The 19,929-nt window shown below is 65.9% G+C and carries 15 protein-coding genes; 5 read left to right on the top strand and 10 right to left on the bottom strand.

Going from position 1 to position 19,929, the window contains the following annotated elements; genetic code table 11:
- The first annotated feature begins 6 nt into the window (after positions 1–6).
- Positions 7–1,572 (top strand): glutamine-hydrolyzing GMP synthase, encoded by a 1,566-nt coding sequence (guaA, locus tag PV764_RS02485; protein ID WP_421116136.1) that lies wholly within the window; start codon positions 7–9, stop codon positions 1,570–1,572.
- 79 nt (positions 1,573–1,651) lie between these two features.
- On the opposite strand, the gene PV764_RS02480 is transcribed toward guaA, so the two are convergent.
- The gene (locus PV764_RS02480; protein WP_421116190.1) at positions 1,652–2,542 is read right to left on the bottom strand and encodes a LysR family transcriptional regulator; all 891 of its coding nucleotides are present in this window, start codon (positions 2,540–2,542) and stop codon (positions 1,652–1,654) included.
- Positions 2,543–2,687: 145 nt separating this feature from the next.
- On the opposite strand from PV764_RS02480, the gene PV764_RS02475 reads away from it, so the two are divergent.
- Positions 2,688–3,440 carry an SDR family oxidoreductase gene (locus PV764_RS02475; RefSeq protein WP_399622258.1) on the top strand — a complete coding sequence of 251 codons (753 nt, stop codon included), beginning with the start codon at positions 2,688–2,690 and terminating at the stop codon, positions 3,438–3,440.
- A gap of 424 nt (positions 3,441–3,864) precedes the next feature.
- Here the strand turns inward: PV764_RS02475 and PV764_RS02470 are convergent, their stop codons facing one another.
- Positions 3,865–4,752 (bottom strand): LysR family transcriptional regulator, encoded by an 888-nt coding sequence (locus PV764_RS02470; protein WP_421116135.1) that lies wholly within the window; start codon positions 4,750–4,752, stop codon positions 3,865–3,867.
- 97 nt (positions 4,753–4,849) lie between these two features.
- On the opposite strand from PV764_RS02470, the gene PV764_RS02465 reads away from it, so the two are divergent.
- On the top strand, positions 4,850–5,296 hold the full coding sequence (locus PV764_RS02465; protein WP_421116134.1) for a PACE efflux transporter: 447 nt from the start codon (positions 4,850–4,852) through the stop codon (positions 5,294–5,296).
- Positions 5,297–5,426: 130 nt separating this feature from the next.
- A complete protein-coding gene (locus PV764_RS02460; RefSeq protein ID WP_421116133.1) occupies positions 5,427–7,892 on the top strand; it encodes a M20/M25/M40 family metallo-hydrolase in 2,466 nt (821 codons plus the stop codon).
- Positions 7,893–8,058: 166 nt separating this feature from the next.
- Here PV764_RS02460 and lpdA read toward each other — a convergent pair whose 3' ends face one another.
- From lpdA to PV764_RS02440, 4 genes are read right to left on the bottom strand one after another with little or no spacing between them, the layout of a single operon-like run.
- Positions 8,059–9,465, bottom strand: coding sequence for a dihydrolipoyl dehydrogenase (gene lpdA / locus PV764_RS02455; RefSeq protein ID WP_421116132.1), 1,407 nt, complete (start codon positions 9,463–9,465; stop codon positions 8,059–8,061).
- A gap of 3 nt (positions 9,466–9,468) precedes the next feature.
- Positions 9,469–10,812 carry a dihydrolipoamide acetyltransferase family protein gene (locus PV764_RS02450; RefSeq protein WP_421116131.1) on the bottom strand — a complete coding sequence of 448 codons (1,344 nt, stop codon included), beginning with the start codon at positions 10,810–10,812 and terminating at the stop codon, positions 9,469–9,471.
- A gap of 3 nt (positions 10,813–10,815) precedes the next feature.
- Positions 10,816–11,859: an alpha-ketoacid dehydrogenase subunit beta gene (locus PV764_RS02445; protein ID WP_421116130.1), complete on the bottom strand. Its 1,044-nt coding sequence runs from the start codon at positions 11,857–11,859 to the stop codon at positions 10,816–10,818.
- Between the two features lie 4 nt (positions 11,860–11,863).
- Positions 11,864–13,114: a 3-methyl-2-oxobutanoate dehydrogenase (2-methylpropanoyl-transferring) subunit alpha gene (locus PV764_RS02440; protein WP_102788364.1), complete on the bottom strand. Its 1,251-nt coding sequence runs from the start codon at positions 13,112–13,114 to the stop codon at positions 11,864–11,866.
- Positions 13,115–13,376: 262 nt separating this feature from the next.
- Between PV764_RS02440 and PV764_RS02435 the strand changes: the two genes are divergently transcribed.
- Positions 13,377–14,288 (top strand): LysR substrate-binding domain-containing protein, encoded by a 912-nt coding sequence (locus PV764_RS02435; RefSeq protein ID WP_046273747.1) that lies wholly within the window; start codon positions 13,377–13,379, stop codon positions 14,286–14,288.
- On the opposite strand, the gene PV764_RS02430 is transcribed toward PV764_RS02435, so the two are convergent.
- The 4 genes from PV764_RS02430 to PV764_RS02415 form a co-directional block, all read right to left on the bottom strand.
- Positions 14,258–15,454, bottom strand: a complete 1,197-nt coding sequence (locus PV764_RS02430; RefSeq protein WP_102788365.1) for a hypothetical protein — start codon at positions 15,452–15,454, stop codon at positions 14,258–14,260. The genes PV764_RS02435 and PV764_RS02430 overlap by 31 nt on opposite strands.
- Positions 15,451–16,455 carry a class A beta-lactamase gene (gene bla, locus PV764_RS02425; protein ID WP_019183071.1) on the bottom strand — a complete coding sequence of 335 codons (1,005 nt, stop codon included), beginning with the start codon at positions 16,453–16,455 and terminating at the stop codon, positions 15,451–15,453. Before bla ends, PV764_RS02430 begins: the two co-directional genes overlap by 4 nt.
- Complete coding sequence (locus PV764_RS02420) at positions 16,452–17,495, bottom strand: DUF1611 domain-containing protein (RefSeq protein WP_421116129.1); 1,044 nt, start codon at positions 17,493–17,495, stop codon at positions 16,452–16,454. Before PV764_RS02420 ends, bla begins: the two co-directional genes overlap by 4 nt.
- 190 nt (positions 17,496–17,685) lie before the next feature.
- Positions 17,686–19,893, bottom strand: a complete 2,208-nt coding sequence (locus tag PV764_RS02415; protein ID WP_046273743.1) for a TonB-dependent receptor — start codon at positions 19,891–19,893, stop codon at positions 17,686–17,688.
- Between the last annotated feature and the right edge of the window lie 36 nt (positions 19,894–19,929).

Here is a 19,929-nt window from a genome sequence, read left to right as displayed (position 1 = left end):
GGCACCATGACCAACATCCATAACGACAAGATCCTCATCCTCGATTTCGGCGCCCAGTACACCCAGCTGATCGCGCGCCGCATCCGCGAACTCGGCGTGTACTGCGAGATCTGGGCATGGGACCACAACCCGGCCGACATCGCCGCGTTCGGCGCCAAGGGCATCATCCTGTCCGGTGGCCCGGAATCGACCACGCTGCCGGGTGCGCCTGCCGCACCGCAGGAAGTATTCGACAGCGGCCTGCCGATCTTCGGCATCTGCTACGGCATGCAGACCCTGGCCGCCCAGCTCGGTGGCGCCACCGAAGCGGCCGACCAGCGTGAGTTCGGCCATGCCGAAGTCAACGTCGTCGCCCCGGACGCGCTGTTCAAGGGCCTGAGCGACCACGGCGGCGAGCCGAAGTTGAATGTCTGGATGAGCCACGGCGACCACGTCTCCGTCGCGCCGCCGGGCTTCACCGTCACCGCCGTGACCGATCGCATCCCGGTGGCCGCGATGGCCAACGAAGAAAAGCGCTGGTACGGCGTGCAGTTCCACCCGGAAGTGACCCACACCCTGCAGGGCCAGGCGCTGCTGCGCCGCTTCGTGGTGGATGTGTGCGGCTGCGAAACCCTGTGGACCGCCGCCAACATCATCGACGACCAGATCGCCCGCGTGCGCGAACAGGTGGGCGATGACGAAGTGATCCTGGGCCTCTCCGGCGGCGTCGATTCGTCCGTCGTGGCCGCGCTGCTGCACAAGGCGATCGGCGACAAGCTGACCTGCGTGTTCGTCGATACCGGCCTGCTGCGCTGGCAGGAAGGCGACCAGGTGATGGCGATGTTCGCCGAGCACATGGGCGTCAAGGTGATCCGCGTGAATGCCGCGGACCGCTATTTCAGCAAGCTCGAAGGCGTGAGCGATCCGGAAGCCAAGCGCAAGATCATCGGCAACCTGTTCGTGGACATCTTCGATGAAGAGTCCAACAAGCTGAGCAACGCCAAGTGGCTGGCACAGGGCACCATTTACCCCGACGTGATCGAGTCGGCCGGCAGCAAGACCGGCAAGGCGCACGTGATCAAGAGCCACCACAACGTGGGCGGCCTGCCGGAGCACATGAAGCTGGGCCTGGTGGAGCCGCTGCGCGAGCTGTTCAAGGACGAAGTGCGTCGCCTCGGCGTTGAGCTCGGCCTGCCGCGCAGCATGGTCTACCGCCATCCGTTCCCGGGCCCGGGCCTGGGCGTGCGCATCCTCGGCGAAGTGAAGCGCGAATACGCCGAGCTGCTGGCCAAGGCCGATGCCATCTTCATTGATGAGCTGCGCAAGGCCGACCTGTACGACAAGACCAGCCAGGCGTTCGCGGTGTTCCTGCCGGTGAAGTCGGTGGGCGTGGTGGGGGATGCGCGGGCTTATGAGTGGGTGATTGCGCTGCGTGCGGTGGAGACCATCGATTTCATGACGGCGCATTGGGCGCATCTGCCGTATGAGTTTTTGGGTACGGTGAGCAACCGGATCATCAATGAGCTGCGGGGGGTGTCGCGGGTTGTCTATGACATCTCGGGGAAGCCGCCGGCTACGATTGAGTGGGAGTGATCCTGCTGGTTGATCGAGTAAAGGAAAAGAGCGCTTCGGCGCTCTTTTCATTTCTGGACGCACGCTTTGTCGTCTCGTCTTATCGAGTCGGCACAGGCATGCTGCCGTTCAAGGCTGGAATCCTTGAGAACACGTCAGCCATGAAATCCATGAACACGATGGCCCGCGTCGGAAGCAGCCTGTTGGCGACGTAGACCATCTGCACCGGGACAGGGGGAGCCGTATGGTTGCTGAGAATGAACTGCAATCTGCCGCTGTTCAGTCCGTCCTGAAAGAGCCACGCAGGTCCATGTGTCACACCCAGGCCCGCTGCGACCGCTGCACTCACGGCGTCGGGCGAGTTGACCCTGAGCCTGCCGCTGATCGGAATTTCCGCGTCCCGGAATCGCCAGGTCGCCCCGGACGACAGCAAGGTGTAGATGATGCAATCGTGGTCGCGTAGATCATCCGGGGTCTGCGGAACTCCACGTTTGGCCAAGTAGTCCTTGCTGGCGACGAAGACCCGCTCATACCATCCAAGAGGCCGCGCGCGCAGGGCGCTGTCCTCCAGCTGTCCTATGCGGATCGCGAGTTCGGTGCCTTCATTGACCAGGTCTACGTATCGATCGTTGAGTTGGAGATCCAAGTTCAATTGAGGGTAGCGCTCCAGAAAGGCCGGCACGTGCGGCAGCACAAACGCATGTGCGAGAGCTGTAGGACAGGCTACGCGCAAGAGCCCTGATGGGTCGACGTTGCTCCTGAAGGACGATTCGGATTCATCCACCGCATCCAGGATGCGCCGGATGTCCGCGTAGTAGCGTTCGCCCTCCGGCGTCAAGGACAACTTCCGCGTAGACCGGTGTAGCAAGCGCGTCTGCAGATGATCCTCCAGAGCTGCTACATAGCGGCTCACATTGGGCTGCCCCAACCCTAGATCCCGCCCTGCTGCCGAAAAGCTCCCGGTTTCCACAGCACGCGCAAAGCATGTCATCAAAAGAAATCGGTCCACGGAGCCGCCTCTATTCATGCCTGATCTGCATGAATTATATGCGAACAGACAGTCTTATCTGCTGTGGGGCATGAGCGCATATTTCTCCATGTCGACCACGGTGGTCGTCATTCACCGGAGAATTCAAATGGCGCGCTTGCAAGGTAAACGTACTCTCATTACTGGCGGCACCAGTGGCATCGGGCTGGAAACGGCAAAGCAGTTCCTGGCGGAGGGCGCTCGCGTGATCGTAACGGGCGTCAACCTCGATTCGATTGCAAGGGCCCAGGCCGAACTGGGCCCGGAAGTGCCGGTGCTGCGCGCCGACTCGGCCAGCGTTGCTGCACAAAGGGAGCTGGCACAAGCCATCAAGGAACACTACGGCCAACTCGACGTTGCCTTCCTCAATGCCGGCGTATCCATCTGGCGGCCCATTGAGGAATGGACGGAAGACATGTTCGTCCGCATTTTCGACATCAACGTCAAAGGGCCGTACTTCCTGATGCAGGCGCTTTTGCCGGTCTTCGCAAATCCTGCTTCCGTCGTGTTGACCACTTCCGTCAGCGCGCATGCAGGCGCAGATCGCTCGTCGGTGTATGCCGCAACGAAGGCCGCATTGCTGAACATGTCGAAGACGCTCTCGACCGAACTGCTGGGCCGCGGCATCCGTGTCAACGCAGTGAGCCCTGGCCCCGTCGAGACTCCGCTTTACGACAAGGCCGGTATTCCGGAAGCGTATCGCGAGCAGGTTAACAAAGCGATCGCGGCAACCATTCCGCTTGGCCGCTTCGGTACCTCCGACGAGGTGGCCAAAGCAGTGCTGTACCTGGCATCCGACGAGTCGCGCTGGACGGTCGGCTCTGAAATCGTACTTGACGGCGGCCGCCTGTTGAACGGCTAAGCGCGCGGGATCATGGGTTCAAGAGGGGAGGGCAGGCGATTTCGAAGGTCTCAGTGAAGTGAGGATAGGAGGAAGACCGCTGCGCTTGTCTGCGCTATCCCAGAAGGTGATTGACGATGGTGTTGCCAGAGTCGTCGCCCTGCAAATCTCTCCATCTTCCGCACCAGACAAAGCTCTTGTCGGATGACGGTAAAAGCGACGGTAAGGGCCCCTGTCGATCATCGAAAATCCCTTTAGCCACGCGGGCTTGCGAGACCTGCTGATGATGAGTGGGAATGAGTCCGGTTCCGGCGTTGGCTGGTATCCAGATGTCCTGACCTACAAGGAAGCCCGCAGAAATGCGGGCTTTTTCGTTACTTTCTGTTTACATGACATGCAAGAGCACTGCAGTCGGCATTCCGCTCCGCTGCGTTTCCGCCTCACGTCAGTGGGGGTCCTGGCGCATCAGCGCGATCACGTCCCCAGCGGCCCGTCGCACCGGTTTTCTGCGCAGCCACACCAGATGCACCGGCATCGTGACGCCGTTGGCCAGGTTGTCGAACGCGAGCACCCTCACGCGACCAGCAGCAACGGCGACCTCAACAACATCCATAGGCAGGTTGGCCCAGCCGGCGCCGCGCGACACCAGGCCCAACGCCGCTTCAACCGAGTCCACGTGCCATCGGGCATCGGAGACCAGCAGCCGCCGGTCTGCGACACCGTCGCCGGGTCCAGCGATGACGATCTGGCGGCTGCCGCTGAGATCCTCCAGGCGCCGCAGGTCTGCCGGGAGGCCGGGCGTATCCGCCGTGGCCGAAGCGACGGCGACGAAAAGCATGTCGGCGACATGGGTAAAGGCTTCTTCCCGATCCACCTCTGTCGAGACGGGCAGCAGGGCCAGGTCGGCCAGTTCCTGGTGCAGCCTCTCCCGGACCTGGTCCTGGGGCTGTCGCAGCAGGTTCACCCGCAGCAGCGGGTACCGGAAGCCTACCTGCGCCAGTGCCTCCAGCATCGCCTGGTCTGGAACACCGGCGGCGACGGCCACCGTCAGGGTGCTCTCCAGATCCTGCGACAGCTCCACGGCATGGATCTGCAGCAACCGCAGCCTGCTGGCGACGGAACGTGCGTGGGGCACCAGGGCCAACGCTTGTGCGGTCGGCAACGCCTCGCGGCGCGAGCGGTCGAACAGGGGATAGCCCAATCCGGCCTCGATGTTGGCGATGCCCATGCTCACGGCTGACGGCACCCGGCGCAACGCGCGGGCCGCGCCGGAGAAAGAGCCGTGGTCGACCACCGCGAGGAAGAGATCGATGTCTTCGCTGGACAGGGACATGTATCTGTCAGTGCTTCTGAAAGGAGATGACTTTTTCAATCAACCTTTCTGAATATAGCATCCACACCCTTCGCCAGTGACCAAGCAGGAGGATGTGATGCAGGGAGTAAAACGCAAGGTGATTTACGTCGGGGGCTATGAGCTTCTTGGACTGGTGGTGGGAGCGATGGTCATGACCGTGCTGACGGGCAAGTCACCGGCGACGACAGGGCTGCTGGCGCTGATGATCACGGGGATCGCCACGGTATGGAACGTGAGCTTCAACTACCTGTTCGAGGCATGGGAGCGACGGCAACGCGACCGGACGCGCACGGTAGGCCGACGCGTCCTGCATGCCGTAGCGTTCCAGCTCACCCTGGTGTGTTTTCTGGTCCCGCTCATCGCGTGGTGGCTGGGCATTACGCTGATCCAGGCATTTGTCCTGGACCTGGTGTTCATCGTCTACATCCCTTTCTATACGTTTGCATACAACTGGGCGTTCGACCGGTGCTTCGGCGTTCCCAGCTCCGCGGTGAATCACGAGGGGAATCCGCATCTTGGCTGATCAGAAAATTGTTTGACAGATCGGAAACTGCTTTGTAATCCTGTGAAGGTCATCCTTGCTGGATTGCCCCTGTGCTCGTTATCCCGCTCTTCTGCAGCCTGGCGAATGACCTGGATCACAGGGGGCGCGCATGAGCGCGCTCCGATCATCCCGCGGCGCCGCACGGTACGCGCTGCCACTGCTGCTGCTCAGCATCGTCATCGCCGCATGGTCCGCCTGGAGCGCACAGAAAACCCCGCAGCCGCAGCCCGCCAGCATCGCCACGGCTGAGTTCTCGGCCGCACGCGCGATGCAGTACCTGAGCTGGATCGCGGCCGAACCGCATCCCACCGGCTCAGCGGCTGCGGAAAGGGTTCGCGACCAACTGGTAAACCACCTGCAGCAGGCTGGACTCCAGGTATCCGTGCAGCGTGGTCAGGCGGCTGCCGAGTACGGCAAGGGCGACGGACGTGGCGTGCGAGCGGCCAATGTCGAGAACGTGGTCGCGGTACTGCCGGGCCACGATCGCAGTCTGCCGGCGGTGCTGCTGATGGCGCACTACGACACCGTCCCCCATTCGCCCGGCGCGGCCGACGATGGCCTTGGCGTGGCGGTGATGCTGGAGATATCCCGTGCGCTGCAGAGCGACGTGCGGCAGCGTGACGTGGTGTTCCTGTTCACCGATGCGGAGGAGGCCGGCCTGCTCGGCGCACGTGCGTTCTTCGCGTCGCATCCGCTGGCGTCGCGCATCGGCACCGTCATCAATCTGGAGGCGCGCGGCAGCAGTGGCCGTGCGGTGCTGTTCGAAACCGGGCCGGGCAATGCGGCGCTGCTGGGCACGTTCGCCAAACTCGCGCCGCAGCCGCTGGGCAATTCGCTGACCGGCTTCGTCTACCGCTACATGCCCAACGGCACCGACTTCACGGTGCCGGCGCAGAAGGGTATTCCCGGGCTCAATTTCGCGATCATCGGCAGCCAGATCGACTACCACGCCGCGACCGCGAGCGTGGCGAACCTCGACCCGGGCAGCGTGCAGCACATGGGCGCGCAGGTGCTGCCTATGGTGCGCCAGCTGGCGACCTCGGCGACGCTGCCGACCTCCACCCAAGATGCGATCTATAGCGATCTTCCCGGCGGCTGGATGATCAACGTGCCGACGTGGTCCGGCTGGTGCGTGCTGGCGATTGGACTGCTGGTCCTTGTCGTGGTCGCACGCCGGGCCACCTTCAGCCAGGGCGGCTGGCGGGGCGTGGTCAGTGGCGTGGCCTGGTGGCCGCTGGCGCTGCTGTCGGTGGCGCTGGCCGTGCGCGTGTCCTACCGGTTGCTGGGCGGCGGCGATGCCACGCTGGTGAACAATCGCGACCTGCTGGCGGCATTCTCCAAGCTGGCGGCAGGCGAGGGGCTGTTGGCGATCGGCGTGGTGCTGGCGCTGGGCGCACTGCTGGCCTGCAAGGCGGCACGCAAACCGGCTGCCGCGCTGGCGCTGGTGGCCGGTGCGTGCGCTTCGCTGCGGGGTGGGGTGGATGTGATCGGGCTGCTGCTGGGCGTGCTGGTGGCGCTGCTGGCCTGGACCAGCGCGGGGACCGCTGCGCGCGGTGAAAGCGTGCGATTGGGTGCCTTGCTGGTGGCCTGGATCATCGGCGCGGTGGTGCAGGTGCTCGCGCCGGAGCTGGCGCCATTGCTGCTGTGGCCGCTGCTGGCGGTGGCCGCGGTGGCCTGGCTGCTGCCGGCGCACGCGCCGCTGACCGCGCTGCGTGTGATTGCTGCGGCGGTGATCACCGCATTCGCATTGGCCCATGTCTTTCACTTCGCGCTGCAGCTGTTCGAGGCCATCGGCTTCGGAACGCCGGAAGTGTTGGCATTGCCGTTCGCGTGGCTGGCTGTACTGCTCCTGCCGTGGGTACGTGTGGCCGAGGGTGGGCGCGGCTTGGTGATCGCTGCGCTGGTGACGCTGCTGGCGGCTGCGGGTCTGCTGGCTGCCGCGTCGTTGACCCAGGCGGACCGCACGCGCTACCCCGAACTGTCCCAGGTGCTGTTCGTCGCCGATCCAGACAACCAGCACTACCACCGCGTCAGTTTACTGCCGCAGTTGTCTGACTGGAGCCGACGTGCGTTGGGCGGCGCGCAGGCTGAGCCTGTACGCATTCCGATACCCGCGATGGATCTGACGGCTGTCTGGGCGACCAAGGCCGAGGCCATTGCGGTGCCGGGGCCGGTGCGTTTCGAGCGTTACTACGCTGCCGATACCGGCCAGTCGATACTGCGCGTGCTGGCACCGGCAGGCACACGCGAACTCCGCGTACGGCTCAAGAGCGGGGCCGTCGTGCGCAATGTGCAGCTGCAGGGCGAGGACGCGCCACTGCTGGACGAGGCGGACCGCTGGTCGCGGTTGCGTTGGCAGGCACCGGGCCCGGACGGAATAGAGCTGCGCTGGCCGGCGGACAGTGGCCCGGTGGAGGTGCAGGCCGCGGCCGGTATCGATGGCTGGCCGACGGATGCGGCGCCCTTGCCGGCGCGGTCGCCACACATCGTGCCGTGGTCGACCTCGGACATGACCTGGATTCTTGCCGCGACGCGCGTAAGCCAGGCGGGCGGAGCGCCCCAGGACGGGCGGTAACGCGCCCGGCGGCATGGAGGGCCGGTGGCCGCCACCGCCAACAGGCACGGCCGCTCGTTGCGGCATACCGGAAGCAACACAAAGAAACGGCCCGCAGTGCGGGCCGTTTCTTTTACTGCCTGGACATCCAGCGCTGCCGATTCCTCAGCAGCGCCGTGCAGATGCCTCAGATATGCAACGCATGCCCCAACGCACGCAGCGCCGCTTCCTGCACCGCCTCACCCAACGTCGGGTGGGGATGGATCGTCCCGGCGATATCTTCCAACGTGGCACCCATCTCAATCGACTGCACGAAGGCGATCGACAGTTCCGAGACCTGCACGCCCACGGCCTGCCAGCCGAGGATGCGGTGGTCGCTGCTGCGTGCGACAACGCGCACGAAGCCATCGGAGGATTCCAGCGACATCGCACGGCCATTGGCCGCGAACGGGAACAGCGCGACCTTGGTCTCGATGCCCTGCGCCTTGGCTTCGTCCGGCGACAGCCCGACCACCACGATTTCCGGGTCGGTGAAGCACACCGCCGGAATCGCGGCCGGCACAAAGTGGCGCTTCTTGCCGCTGACGATCTCAGCCACCAGTTCGCCCTGTGCCATCGCACGGTGCGCGAGCATCGGCTCACCGGCGACATCGCCGATGGCCCACACGTTGCGCATCGAGGTCTTGCACTGGTCGTCGATCTTGATCGCCTTGCCGGTCAGATCCAGCTGCAGCGATTCCAGATTGAAGCCGTCGGTCTTCGGGCGACGGCCGACCGCGACCAGGATCTGGTCGGCGTCCAGCGCGATTTCGTTACCGTCCTTGTCACGCACGCGCAGCTGGCCGTTGTCGGCCAGGCCGAGCACGCTGTGGCCGGTCAGCAGCTTCACGCCGGATTTCTCCAGATGCGTGGCCACCGGCTTGGTCAGCTCGGCGTCGTAGGCAGGCAGGATGCGTTCCTGGGCCTCCACCACCGTCACTTCGCAGCCGAGCTTGCGGTAGACCGTGCCCAGCTCCAGGCCGATGTAACCGCCACCGACGACGATCAGCTGCTTCGGCAGCGAGGTCGGCGAGAGGGCTTCGGTGGAGGAGATGACCTTGCCGCCGAACGGCAGGAACGGCAGCTCCACCGGCACCGAGCCGGTGGCCAGCAGCAGGTGCTCGCAGCTGATGCGCAGCGTGCCGCCGTCTTCGGCGGCACCGGCGATCTCGACGGTCTTGCCGTCGACGATCGTGGCCCAGCCCTTGATCAGCTGCGCGCCGTTTTTCTTCAGCAGCGCGCTGACGCCACCGGTCAGCTTCTTGACGATGCCGGCCTTCCACGCGACGGTCTTGGCCAGGTCCAGCGACGGGGCCTGCACGCTGATGCCCAGCGGCGAGGTGCCCGCCGCATACGCGGTGACCTTGGCGAATTCCTCGGCGGCATGGATCAGCGCCTTGGACGGAATGCATCCGATGTTGAGGCAGGTGCCACCCGGATTGACGCCCTCGACCACGATGGTCTTGACGCCGAGCTGGCCGGCGCGGATGCCGGCGATGTAACCGCCGGGACCGCCTCCGATGATCAGCAGCTGGGTTTGAAGGGTATTGGACATCGCTTACTCCACGAACAGCAGGGCCGGGGTTTCCAGGCGCGTACGGATCGCCTGCACGAACTCGGCCGCATCCATGCCATCGACGATGCGATGGTCGAACGAGGACGACAGATTCATCAGCTTGCGCGCCACCACCTGGCCCTCGCGGAACATCGGGCGTTCGATGATGCGGTTCACGCCGACGATCGCCACTTCCGGATGGTTGATGATCGGGGTCGACACCACACCGCCAACGGCACCGAGGCTGCTGATGGTGATGGTGGAGCCGGACAACTCCTCACGCGTTGCCTTGCCGACGCGCACGGCATTGGCCAGGCGCGCGATCTCGGTGGCGGTCTGCCACAGGTCCAGCGACTCGGCATGCGCGACCACCGGCACCGACAGGCCGACCTCGCTCTGGGTCGCGATGCCCAGCTGCACGCCTTCATAGCGGGTCACGATGTTGGCCTGGTCATCAAACCGGGCGTTCATCTGCGGGAAGTCGCGTGCGGCCAGCACCACGGCGCGTGCCAGCAGCGGCAGCAGGGTCAGCTTGCCGCGCTCCTTGGCCCAGCGCTCGTTGAGCTTGGCGCGCAGGGCTTCCACTTCCGTGACGTCGATTTCTTCCACATAGGTGATGTGCGGAATGGTCGACCACGACTGCTGCATCTTCTGCGCGATCTTGCGGCGCAGGCCCATGATCGGCACCTGCTGCTCGCCGGCACGGCGCGCGTAGCTGCTGCCGCCGGCAGTGCCGCCAACCGGCTGCGCCTTGCCACCGGCGGCGGCGTAGGCGTCCAGATCGGCCTGCAGGATGCGACCGCCCGGGCCGGTGGCCGGCACGTAGCGCAGCTCGATGCCCAGGTCCCAGGCGCGGCGGCGCACGGCCGGCGACGCCAGCGGGGCTTCACCGGCGTTGAGCACGCCGTTGGTGACCGCGCCGCGCGCGTCCTGCTTGGCGGCAGGGGCGGGCGCGGGCGCTGCGGCAGCCTTGGCCGGCGTTGCAACCGGTGCAGGTTCGGCGGCGGCCGCAGGTGCAGCTGCCGGTGCAGCAGCCTTGGGTGCAGCAACCGGCTCGGCGGGCGCTGCGGCAGCCGGCGCACTGGCGGCGCTGGCATTGCCGGCACCTTCCACTTCCAGGCGGATCAGCTCGCTGCCCACGGCCATCATCTGGCCGGGCTTGCCGCCCAGCGAGACCACGGTACCGGCGACCGGCGAGGGGATCTCGACCATGGCCTTGTCGGTCATGACCTCGGCCACGACCTGGTCTTCGGCGACCGGGCCACCGACCTCGACCTTCCAGGTGATCAGTTCGACTTCGGCGATACCTTCACCGATGTCCGGCATCTTGATGACGTGATGTCCCATGGTTCAGTCCTCCAGCACGCGCTGCATTGCATCGATGACCCGGGACGGACCCGGGAAGTAGTCCCATTCCTGCGCGTGCGGATACGGGGTGTCCCAGCCGGTAACGCGTTCCACCGGGGCCTGCAGGTGATAGAAGCAGTGCTCCTGCACCAGCGCGACCAGTTCGGCGCCGAAGCCGCAGGTGCGGGTGGCTTCGTGCAGCACGATGCAGCGGCCGGTCTTCTTGACCGAATTGACGATGGCGTCCAGGTCGAGCGGCCACAGGCTGCGCAGGTCGATCACTTCGGCATCGATCCCGGCATCTTCGGCGGCGGCCTTGGCCACCCACACAGTGGTGCCGTAGGTGACGATCGTCAGTGCCTTGCCTTCGCGGGCGATGGCGGCCTTGTCCAGCGGCACGTTGTAGTAGCCCTCCGGCACCAGGTTGTCCGGGTACTTGGACCACGCGGTGACCGGGCGGTCGTGGTGACCGTCGAACGGGCCGTTGTACAGGCGCTTGGGCTCCAGGAAGATCACCGGATCGTCGTTCTCGATCGAGGCGATCAGCAGGCCCTTGGCGTCGTACGGGTTGGAGGGCATGACGGTGCGCAGGCCGGTGGCATGGGCGAAGATCGCCTCCGGGCTCTGGCTGTGGGTCTGGCCGCCGTAGATGCCACCGCCGCACGGGGTGCGGAACACCAGCGAGGAGGTGAAGCTGCCGCCGGAGCGATAGCGCATGCGCGCCGCTTCGGAGACGATCTGGTCGTAGGCCGGGTAGATGTAATCGGCGAACTGGATTTCAGCGACCGGGCGCAGGCCGTAGGCGGCCATGCCGATCGCCGCGCCGGCGATGCCGTTCTCGGAAATCGGCGCATCGAACACGCGCTGCTTGCCGTACTTGGTCTGCAGGCCGTCGGTGCAGCGGAACACGCCACCGAAGTAGCCCACGTCCTGGCCGAAAATCACCACGTTGTCGTCGCGTTCCAGCATCACGTCCATCGCCGAGCGCAGCGCCTGGATCATGGTCATCGGCGTACCGCCGGTGTTGTTCTGTTCAATCCCGCTCATGTGTTCAGACTCCCAACTGCTGACGCTGGCGACGGAGATGTTCGGGCATGTCCTTGTAGACGTCTTCGAACATGAGGGCCGCACCGGGACGGTTGTCGCTGCCGAGCAACCCGTGGGTCTCGGCTTCCTTGAGGGCACGCAGGATCTCGGCATCCAGTTCGGCGCGGAGCGCGTCGTGCTGCTGCTCGCTCCACAGGCCACGCTTGATCAGGTGCTGCTTCAGGCGGTCGATCGGATCGCCGAGCGGGAACTGCTGCGCATCGTCGGCAGGGCGATACTTGGAGGGATCATCCGAGGTGGAATGCGGGCCGGCGCGGTAGGTGACCCACTCGATCAGGGTCGGCCCCAGGTTGCTGCGGGCACGTTCGGCGGCCCAGCGCGAAGCGGCGTACACGGCCAGCAGATCGTTGCCGTCCACGCGCAGCGACGGAATGCCGTAGCCCACGCCGCGCGCGGCGAAGGTGGTGTTCTCACCGCCGGCGATGGCCTGGAAGGTGGAGATCGCCCACTGGTTGTTGACCACGTTGAGCACGACCGGGGCGCGGTACACGTGCGCGAAGGTCAGCGCGGCGTGGAAATCGCCTTCGGCGGTGGCGCCATCACCTACCCATGCGGTGGCGATGCGGGTGTCGCCCTTGATCGCCGAGGCCATCGCCCAGCCCACCGCCTGGATGTACTGGGTGGTCAGGTTGCCGGAGATCGAGAAGAAGCCGTAATCCTTGTACGAGTACATGATCGGCAGCTGGCGGCCCTTCAGCGGGTCGGCCGCGTTGGACAGCACCTGGCACATCATGTCCACCATCGGCACTTCCTTGGTGACCAGGATGCCCTGCTGGCGGTAGGTCGGGAACTGCATGTCGTCATCGCGCAGCGCCAGGGTCTGGCCGACGGCGATGGCTTCCTCGCCCAGGCACTGGATGTAGAACGAGGTCTTCTTCTGGCGCTGGGCGATCAGCATGCGCGCGTCATAGGCGCGCGTCTTGAGCATGGCGTGCATGGCACGCAGCAGCACGGCGTCGTCGATATCGGCGGCCCACGGGCCCACGGCGTCGCCGTTGTCATCCAGCACGCGGATCAGCTGGCTGGTCAGCGGTGCGGTCTGGCTGGCGCTCACGTCCACGGGCGGCTTGTCGACCGCGCCGGCGGGGCTCAGCTTCAGATAGGAAAAGTCGGTGGCCTCGCCGGGACGGGCGCTGGGCTCGGGCACGTGCAGACGCAACGGCTCGCTCGTGGCGGGGATCTGGGGTGATGACATGTCAGGGGCCTCGCTGGGCTTGGGTCATGGAGCTACAGGCATACCGCAGGCGGGGGGCAACGGTAATGGCGATGTTGGCGCGCCGACATCCGGTCAGGATCTCGTCGCGAAGCGGGTAAGGACCAGCGCTTGCAAGGCGGCTGGGGCCATGGCGCATTGCACCCGATGTGAAGTCTAGAGGCACAGCGGCTTATCGTAAATTTGTTTAATTGCGTATGAGGTATTGTTTATTCAGATATCTTCATTCCGCGGGAGCTCGTGCATGCAAATCCCAGCCAACATGACCCTGCGCCAGCTGCGGTACTTTGCCGAAGCTGCCGAGTTGGGGCAGTTCTCACAGGCCGCACGCAAGCTGCACGTCTCCCAGTCAGTGATCACCACGGCGGTCGCCCAGCTGGAAACCTCGCTGGGGCTGAAACTGTTCGACCGCATGCCGCACGGGGTCGGGCTGACCGCCGAGGGCCATCGGTTCCACCAGCATGTGCGGCACATCCTGGACACGCTGCAGGACGCCCTCAGCGAGCCGATGTTCCTGGCCAACACCCTGCCGGGCCGGGTGCGGATCGGCGCGTCCTACACCGTACTCGGTTACTTCCTGCCGAGCCTGCTGGCGCGCTTCAAGCGCTCCTACCCGCAGGTGGAGGTGGATCTGGTCGATATGGACCGTGCCGCGATCGAGCAGGGCGTCGGCAGCGGTGACCTGGATTTCGGGCTGTGCATCATTTCCAACATGGCCGAGCCCTATGTGCTGCGGCGGCAGGTATTGATCCGCTCGCGCCGCCAGCTGTGGCTGTCCGAGTCGCACCCGCTGTTGCAGCTGCCGGTGATCAGCCCGGCCGACGTGGAGCCGTATCCGTACATCATGCTGATGGTGGACGAAGGGCAGGAGTCGGCGATGCGCTACTGGCGCTCGGTCGGGCGCGAACCCAACGTGGTGTTCCGCACCTCGTCGCTGGAAGCGCTGCGCGGCATGGTCGCCTACGGCTTCGGGGTCAGCATCCTGTCGGACATGGTCTACCGCCCGTGGTCGCTGGAGGGGCGCCGGATCGACGTGCGCACCCTCACCGATGCGGTGCCGCCGATGGAAGTCGGCCTGGTCTGGCGCCCGGACGAAGACCTGTCCGCGCCGGCACGCGCACTGCATCAGTTCCTGGTCTTTGCCTGTGGCGGGTGAGCGCCGAGCGCATCGGCCAGCGCAGGACGCGGATCGGGCAGCTCACCGACGGGCGCGGTGAAGGCCTGCCCACGGCGCGTCCAGATCTGCCACGCCGAGTACGCCAGCAGCGGCACCACATAGGTGGCCAGGATCGCATACGCCAGCAGCCGGTAGCCCTTCGCGATCAGCGCGACCAGTCCGATCCCATCGGCCAGGAACACGGCCATCAGCAGGATGGCGGCAATGATCGCCACCCGCATGCCGCGGCCCGGGGCGGCGCCGGTACGTTCCTTCCAGTTGACGCTGATGCGGCCGTCCACCGAGGCCATCAGCGTGACGCCGGTTTCGACCAGCGCGACCATGATCATCAGCCGGAACAACCACTGGAACCACGGCAGGCCCAGCTGGCCGAGCATCAGGTCTGAGGGCAGGGGCGCGTCGGCGATGTCCGGCAGGAACGCGATCATGCAGATGTAGAACACGATCGCCGGCAGGATCGCCAACGGGCCGGCCAGGGCGCCGGCGATCACCGCATCGCGCCGGCACAGCAGGTGGCGCACCACCAGCAGGATCGAGACCGCCGCGAACATGTTGTAGCCGGCGTAGGTCACGCCGTTGAGCACCCAGTCCTGGCCGAGCTCATGGGTGTTGGACAGCTGCGCCATCGCGCCGCCGCCGAAGCGATAGAGGATCAGGCACGCGGCAATGGCGTAGACCAGGTACATGAAGGCCGACATCAGCTTGAACATGCGTTCGACGGCGTTGGTCCCGGCCTGCACTACGCCGGTGATGATCGCCACCAGCACCAGCGTGCCGACGATCCGTGGCCAACCGAACATGGTCGCGGCGAGTTCGCCGGCGGCCGCGCCGAACACCGCCAGCACCACCACGATCAGCGCCAGGTAGGCCACTTCGAAGGTCCACCAGCCACGGCCCAGCAGATGCCGGAAGAAGGTGCGGTAATCGTTGGCCCGGATCGCCCGGGCCAACAGGAACGTCAGGATGCAGATCACGCTCCAGATCAGCATCGACAACACCATCGCGGCCAGGCCGCCCCAGGGGCCCGATGGCAGGAAAAACTCCGCCAGCTCACGGCCGGTCGCGTATCCGCCGCCGATCACGGCGGACTTGAACGCCAGGCCGGGCAACAGGTACCGCTGGAACCGGCTGGCGGCGGCGGTCACTTGCGCGCGGCCGTCGGCTGCAGCAGGTAGAAGTCGCGCACGGTGCGGGCGATCTCGGCGATCACACGCTCACGTTCGCTGCGCGGAGCATTGCTGGCTTTGACGAACACGGAGATCGCGAACTGGCTGCCGTCGGGCAGGGTGACCACGCCGACATCATTGACGGTGCCGGCCACGGTGCCGCTCTTGTCGGCCACCTTGGTGCCCGGCGGCAGGCTGCCACGCAGGCGCGCGCTGCAGGTCCGGCAACGCTCCATGATCTGCACCAGCACCTCGGTGCTGGCCGGGCTCAGCGCCTTGCCGGTAAACAGCCTGGTCAACAGGGTCGACATCGCGCGTGGCGTGGAGGTGTCGCGCGGGTCCTTGTCGAAGGCCTCGTTGCCGGCTTTCGTTCGCTTGACCACCTCCGGATCGAGGGTCAGTTCGGCGACGCGTTCCTTGGTCAACGGCTCATCGCCGAGGCCGAAGATATCGCTCAGCAGCTGGCGGGTGTTGCGATCCAGGCGCTGGCCTTCGATGCCCTGCGCGCGCAGCCAGGCGGTGACCGCGGCCGGTCCGCCGGCCTGCGCCACCAGCACATCGGTTGCGGTGTTGTCGCTCTGGGTCAGCATGACCTCCAGCAGGTTGTGCACCGACAGGCTCACACCGTCATGGATGAAGCGGTCCGCGATCACTTCCGAATCGACATAGAACGATTTCGGCACCGGCACCATCGTGGTCAACGCCAGTTCGCCGGCATCCACCTTGGTCAGGATCACCGCCGCGACCGCCACCTTGAACGTGCTGGCCATCGGGAACCCTTCGTCGGGGTTCAGATGGACCTGCTCGCCCTTGCCATCCAGGCGCCACGCCGAGACACCGACCTTGCCGTCGATCAGGGTGGCCAGCCGCGCGACTTCGGTTTCCACCGGGCTGGTCTTGCCGGCGCTGAACGCGGCGAGTGGGCTCAGGCCCAGCAATGCCGCCACGCACAGGCTCAAGGTACGGGATGTCATCTTCATGCGATGCAGGCCTCCAGCAAACGGTTGAATTCCCCATCTTGCCGCATCGGGTCGGCCACCGGCAGGCCAAGACGCGCGCTGACTTCGGCACAGGCGGCCGCCGCCGCTGCGTGGGTCATGCCATGGGTGTTGAGACTGACGCCGACGCAGCGGATATCAGGATTGGTCCGGCGCCCCAGCTGCACGGTCAACGCGATCACTTCCTCGATGGAGGGCAGCGGGTAGTCCGGATAGCCGAGCACGTGCTTGCGCCCCGGCTGGTGGCAGACCACGAACACATCCGGCTGGCTGCCGTGCAACAGCCCGAGGCTGACACCGGCGTAGGCGGGGTGGAACAGCGAGCCCTGGCCTTCGATGACATCCCAGTGATCGTCAGCCGCATTCGGGCTGAGCAGTTCGGCGGCGCCGGCGGAGAAGTCGGCCACCACCGCGTCCATCGGAATGCCGCTGCCGGCGATCAGGATGCCGGTCTGGCCGCTGGCACGGAAGTCGGCATCCACGCCGAGCCCGCGCAGGCCGCGCGCCAGTGCCAGTGCGGTGTATTTCTTGCCCAGCGCGCAGTCGGTGCCGACGGTCAGCACGCGCTTGCCGGTGCGCTTGCGGCCGTTGCCGACCGGAATGCCACGCGGCGGCACGCGCACGTTGATCAGTTCGCGCCCATGGCGTTCGGCTGCGGCCGCCAGTTCCGGAATGTCACCCAGCTTCTGGTGCATGCCGCTGACCAGGTCCAGACCGTTTTCCAACGCATCGACCAGGGCCGGCAGCCACTGCGGCGGAATCACGCCACCGCCGTTGGCCACGCCGATCACCATCGCACGTGCACCGGCCGCGCGCGCCTGGGCCGGCGTCATGCTCGGCAGGCCGGTGCTGATCGGGCAGCCCGGCAGGCTCCACTCGGCCACGCACACTTCCGGGGCCCAGTCATGCAGGCCGATCGCGGTCTTGGCGAAGCCGGCTTCGGTGGTGTCGCCCAGGAACAGCAGGTACGGCTGGGGGAGGGCGGCAAGGGCCTGCACGGCGGCAGTGGGCGTCGAGCTCATGGCGGATCCAGTGGTCGGGGAAGAGAAGAGAGCAGGGGAAGCATTCACGAGGGGCTCGCTGTTGTTTGACCTGGTTGGATCTGTATAAGTCCTAATCAGAGAATATGCAACCTAATTAGGATTATTACCTTTCTCTTCCGACGGGTGGTCCGGCGGCAGCTCGGGGCGCCGCCATGGCAGGTGGCTGGACTCAGTAGCGATAGTCGATGGACATGCCGATCGTGCGCGGCTGCAGCGGTACGCCGGTCACCGCGACATAGCGGTTGAGCGCGTCGCGCACCGAGCCGGTGGAGACGTACGCGCGCTCGTCGGTGGCGTTGCGCGCATACAGGCGGACCGTCCACGTCATGTTGGTCAGCTCGGCATGCAGGTCCAGCGCGTTGTAGCTGTCGATGTCGTACGCCCCGGCCACGCGCTCGCCGGTAACCCGATAGCCGGCACCGACCCGGCCCCGCCACTGGTCGCTCACATCGACGTCGTAGTCGATCGTGCCCGACCAGCTCAGCCGCGGTGTCATCGGCATGCGGCTGCCCGAGACCAGGCCGCTGGAGGGCGGTACGTCGCCGATCGTCGAATCGATGTAGGCCGCATTGAGGCCGAGTGTGAGGCGCTCGGCCGGCCGCACCATCAGGCTCAGTTCCGCACCCTGGCTGCGCGCGCTGCCGGCGTTGCCCATCCAGCTCAGGCCGTTCTCGGAGACGCGCACCTGGATGTCGTCCCAGTCGATCCGGAACAGCGCCAGATCGATCATCGCGCGGCGGTCCCAGAAGTGCGATTTGAAGCCGAGCTCCAGGTTGTCCAGGGTGTCGGCCTTGGTCATCGGCACCACGCCAGAGGTCGATACGTTCGGTCCGCCCGGGCGGTAGCCGGTGGCGTAGCGCGCGTAGATCATCGTGCTGTCGTTGAGGTGCCAGCGCGAGGCCAGCTTCCACGTGGTCACGCTGTCATCGGCGGAGTCGGCCAGATCGATCGGCCGCGGGCCGTACAGCAGGCCGGTGCTGTGCTGCTCGAAATCCTGCTGGTTGCGCGCATGCCGCACACCGGCGGAGACATCGAAGCGCGGGCTGAACTTGTAGGTGACGTCGGCGAAGATCGCCTGCTCGTCATAGGTGCCGGGCAGGCTGGCGGTGCCGGGATTGAACGGCAGCGGGATGCCGTTGGCATCGTAGGCGCTCACCTGCTGGCGGTTGGCGTTCTTCTCGCCGGTGAAGAAGGTGCCCAGCAACCATTCAAAGCGCTCACTCTCCTTGGAGCTGAGGCGGAACTCCTGGGTCCATTTACGGGTGCCGAGGAATACATCGAACTGCGCCTGGCCGGCCGGGTACGGCGTCAGCAGCGGCCATGCCACGCCATAGACCAGCGTGGAGTCCTGCACCTCATCCATGCGGGTCTCGGAGAAGCTGGTGGCGGAGACGAAATCAGCGTTGCCCAGGTCCCAATCCAGGATCGCCGAGTAGTAGTCGGTCTCCATCCGGTACGGGGTTGCGCGTTGCAGGATGCCTTCGAGCGGGCCGCGGATCGGCTCCAGCGTCGGATAGGTCAGGCCCACCGCGCTGGAGTTGTCGGCATCCACGATCTGCGACAACGCCTGCACGCGCAGGTTGGCGGTGTCGCTGATGCGCCAGGTCAATGCCAGCCGGGAGGCGAGCTGGTAATAGCCGTTGCTGTCCCTGGCGTCGTCGCCGGTGAGGTCGGGCTGGTCCACATAGCCGGGCGTGCCCTGGCGCGACAGGCTGGCACGCAGGCCCAGCTTGCCTTCGATCAGCGGCACGTTGAACGAGGTGCGCACGCCGGTGCCCACGTCGCCCGCTTCCTTGGTGGCGTTGACGTCCATGCCGGCGCGGAACTCGAAGCCATCCGGGTCGGCGGCCTTGGTGATGTACTTGAACAGGCCGCCCATCGAGCTGGCGCCATACAGCGTGCCCTGCGGGCCGCGCAGCACTTCCACGCTCTGGATGTCATACGGCAGCAGATCCAGCGCGTAGGTGGTCGCGCGCTGCTTGTTGCTGCTGGGGCCGATCGGGGTGTCATCGATGTAGGTACCGATGATCGAGCCGCCGCCGAGCGGCGCGACACCGCGCAGCGCCATCGTGGTCTGGCCCGGTGCGCCGCCACTGTCGACCTGGAAGCCGGGCACGTAGGCGGCGAAGTCGTTCAAGCGGGTCGCACCGAACGCTTCCAGCCGTTCTTCGCTGATCACGCTGACGCCGGCCGCCACCTCCATGACGTTCTCGCTGCGCTTCTGCGCGGTGGCCACCACGCGGTCCAGCTCCACGACATCGGGGGTGCTGCGGCTGTCATCGGCGTCGGCATCCTGCGCCATCGCGGTGGTGGCAAGGCCCATGCAGCACAGGGTGATGGTGGAGGCGAGGATCGAGCGGTTGATCGGCTTGCGCATGTGGCGGTCTCTCCGGAATCAGGGACGGGGTCAGGC

The organism is Stenotrophomonas sp. AS1 (genome assembly GCF_048957655.1).
Lineage (GTDB): Bacteria > Pseudomonadota > Gammaproteobacteria > Xanthomonadales > Xanthomonadaceae > Stenotrophomonas > Stenotrophomonas bentonitica_A.
The sequence above is the reverse complement of the archived record's forward strand: the minus strand, read 5'-3'. Positions and strand labels throughout refer to the sequence as shown.